This window comes from Mycobacterium szulgai (assembly GCF_002116635.1).
GTDB lineage: Bacteria > Actinomycetota > Actinomycetes > Mycobacteriales > Mycobacteriaceae > Mycobacterium > Mycobacterium szulgai.
The window spans coordinates 1-2,878 of the sequence record NZ_LQPW01000073.1; the positions used below are offsets into that span (position 1 = coordinate 1).

Sequence of the window (2,878 nt, forward strand, 5' to 3'; positions counted from 1 at the left end):
GAACCGCCGGCACCGCCCGCCCCACCGGTGGCTCCACCGGCGCCGCCGGCGCCACCCGCTCCGCCGTTGCCCCACAAGCCCGCGGACCCACCCGCTCCGCCCGGCTGACCGGTCGCACCGGCGGCGCCGTTACCGCCGTTGCCCCACAGGATGCCGCCGTCGCCGCCGGCGCCGCCCGGAGTGGTCGCGTTGGCGCCATTGCCGATCAGCGGGCGCCCAAGCAGCGTCTGCGTGGGGGCGTTGATCAGGCCGAGCACCGCCTGCTCGACGTTGATCGCCTCGGCGGAGGAGTAGGCGGTTACGCCCCCTTTCAGGGACTGCACGAATCGCTCTTGGAAGGCCATCGCCTGCGCGCTCAGCGCCTGGTACTCCCGGCCGTAGCTGCCGAACATAGCCGCGATCTGGGCCGATATCTCATCGCCGGCAGCGGTCAGAAGCTGCGTCGTGGGCGCCGCGGCCGCCGCGTTGGCCGCACTGATTGTCGATCCGACACCGGCCAAGTCCCCTGCGGCGGCTGCAACGAGTTCCGGCGAGATCAGGACAAACGACATGGCACAGCTCCCAACCGTCTCGGGACAGCATTGTCAACACGGTCATTTCTGACGCGGTAGGTAGGCCGGGAGTGTATTCGTCACTTGCCCAATACGTAATCCTTTCGCGGCAAGGACATGCCCGATTGGTAGACAACTAGAGGTGGAGCTAGCGCTCCGGGCATCGGTGTGGGGTGCGGCGGTGCGGCTGTCGAGGTCGAGCGTGAATTCAGGCCTTTGAGTGTGCGTGCAGGGCGATAAACAGGGCTCGGGCGCACCCAGAATGCACCCTCAAAGCCCGCGATTCACACACGACGGCGAGGCGCCCCCAGACCGGCGCGGCCGCTATTTCTTCGGATTGCCGCCGCCACCACCGCCGCCGCCGATACGAACACCGTCGCGGCCTGCCTGGCCGTCCATACCCCTGGGGCCGAAGGTGTCACCGGCCGCGCCGCCCGCACCGCCGGCACCGCCGGGGCCGCCCGTCGTGGGAAGCGTGCCGCTGTACCCGTTGCCGCCGTTGCCGCCGTTGCCGCCCTGCCCGCCGCTGCCGATCGACCCGCCGTTGCCCTGGTTGCCCGCGTTGCTGCCGGTGCCGCCGCCGAGCCCGCCAAGCCCGGCTGCCCCGGCGTCCCCGCCGGTGCCGCCGTCGCCTCCTGTCCCGCCGATTTCGCCGACTCTGGCGTTCTTGCCGGTAGCGCCGGTGCCACCCGTGCCGCCGGTGCCGCCATTGCCGCCGGTGCCGCCATCACCACCGATGGCGTCGCTGCCGCCGGGCGCGCCGCCGGTCCCGCCGGTGCCGCCCTGTCCGCCGGCTGTGCCATCGCCCCCGCGCCCACCCACGCCGTCGGCGTTACTGATTCCGGCTCCACCATTGCCGCCGTCGCCACCGTGGCCGCCGGTGCCGCCGTTGCCCGCGCTGCCGTCCGTGCCGGTGACGGAACCTGCGCCGCCGTGACCCGCCGCCCCGCCTTGACCGCCCTCACCGCCGCCGCCACCGGTCCCGCCGGCCTGAGTGGCGGTTCCTGCGATACCGGTGGCGCCGGTGCCGCCGGCGCCACCGACGCCGCCGTTGCCACCCTGGCCGCCATGGCCCGCCACCGCGCCGGCCCCGCCGGCTTCACCGCCTTGGCCGCCGTCGCCGCCCTTGCCGCCAGCGGTGCCCGCCCCGCCGGCCGCGCCCGGGGAGGTGGCACTGTCGCGGTCTAGGCCAACGCCCCCGGTTCCGCCGTCGCCGCCGTGGCCGCCCTGACCCCCGCCGCCGGCGACGCCCGCCGCCCCGGCGCCGTTCAAGCCCGCGGCTCCGCCTGCGCCACCGGCGCCCCCGGTGCCGCCGGCTCCGCCTGCCAATGTGGCGGTGCCCGTCGCACCATTGCCCCCGTTGCCGCCGATCCCGCCGACGCCACCGGCACCGGCGTCGCCGTCGATGCCCCCGGCCCCGGCGGCTCCGCCGTTACCGCCGGCGCCGCCGCGACCGCCCGCTGTGCCGTCGGCACCGGCTGCGCCGGAATTGGTCGCGGCCAAGCCGTCGATTCCGGCCCCACCGGTGCCACCGGCCCCACCGTGACCGCCATCGCCGCCGATACCCGGGGTGCCGGCAACCCCACCAGGCCCGCCCGCGGCGCCCCCGGCACCGGGTGCGCCGCCATGCCCGCCGTTGCCGCCACCGCCGCCGGCGCCGCCCTCGGCGCCGCCCTGTCCACCTGCTCCGCCGAAGCCGCCCTGCCCGCCGGCGCCGCCGGCGCCGCCGTTACCGCCCACGCCCCCGGCGACCGGTGCGCCGCCGGCACCGCCAGCACCGCCGGCGCCGCCGGCGGTGCCGTCGGTACCGACCATGCCCGCCGCGGCGGTGTCAGTGCCGTTGACCCCGGCCCCGCCGGCCCCGCCGGTCCCGCCGGTGCCGCCGGCACCGGCGTGCCCGCCAACACCCGTCAATGCTCCGGCCCCGCCGGCGCCGCCGTGTCCGGCGACGCCGCCGGTGCCTCCGGCACCGCCGTCACCGCCCTGCTCACCTGCGCCGGAAGCGGTCCAGCCGAGCCCACCAGAGCCTCCGGTGCCGCCGTCGCCGCCGGCGCCGCCGGCCCCGCCCTGGCCCAGCATCGCCCGGCCACCGGCTCCGCCGTTGCCGCCGACCCCTCCTACCGCGCCGGTGCCGGCCACCTGACCGGCCGATCCGCCGCTGCCGGTGTCGCCGCTGGCGCCGGCGCCACCGGCCCCGCCCGCGCCGCCGTCGCCGAACATCCCGCCGGCGCCGCCGATACCGCCATTGCCGCCTATCCCGCCCGCGCCGCCGCCCACCCCGGGCGCCCCGACGCCGCCGGCGCCGCCCGCGCCGCCGACGCCAGCAC

Annotated in this window: 1 protein-coding gene and 1 pseudogene; both read right to left on the reverse strand. The window is 77.4% G+C overall.

Features of this window, described 5'->3' with window-relative positions; genetic code table 11:
* The coding region (locus AWC27_RS12270) for a PE family protein (RefSeq protein ID WP_139836953.1) at positions 1–551 on the reverse strand (551 nt) is incomplete at its 3' end.
* 324 nt (positions 552–875) lie between these two features.
* Positions 876–2,878 (reverse strand): annotated as a pseudogene (locus AWC27_RS31020) (PE family protein); the annotation flags it as partial.